This is a genomic window from Mesorhizobium sp. M0751, from assembly GCF_040320265.1.
Classification (GTDB): Bacteria; Pseudomonadota; Alphaproteobacteria; order Rhizobiales; family Rhizobiaceae; genus Mesorhizobium.
In genome coordinates this window covers 1-506 of sequence record NZ_JAMYPH010000092.1, presented here as the reverse complement: position 1 = coordinate 506, position 506 = coordinate 1, and the positions used below count along the sequence as shown (strand labels likewise).

The window sequence follows — 506 nt, the reverse complement described above, 5'->3', positions numbered from 1 at the left end:
TCCTACCGCTCGGCGCCTGGAGCGTCGCTTGCGCACGGCCAGTCCTTCTTCGCGGTATAGCCGGTAGATGCGGTTGATACCCGATGCCTCGCCTTCGCGCCTGAGCAGAATGAACAGGCGTCGATAGCCGAAGCGGCGGCGCTCGTTGGCGAGGTCGCGTAACCTTGTGCGCAGCTCCGTCTCCGGCGGACGCCGGGACCGATAGCGGACCATCTTGCGATCAGCACCGACGAAGGAACAGGCCCGACGCTCCGACACGCCCATGGCGGCCTGCAGATGCGCGACGGCTTCGCGCTTGGCGGCGGGCCCTACCATTTTTTTGAAAGAAGCTCGCGCAGGGCCGACGCTTCCAGCATCTGGTCGGCGAGCAGCTTCTTCAGCTTCGCGTTCTCGTCTTCCAAGCCTTTCAGCCGTTTGGCATCGGAGACGTCCATCCCGCCATACTTCGCCTTCCAGTTATACAGCGTCGCCTCGGAGATCCCATGCTTGCGCGCCAGGTCGCCCGC

1 pseudogene is annotated in these 506 nt (G+C 64.4%); it reads right to left on the bottom strand.

Annotated elements, in window-relative coordinates:
• Positions 1–506 (bottom strand): annotated as a pseudogene (locus NKI19_RS32795) (transposase); the annotation flags it as partial.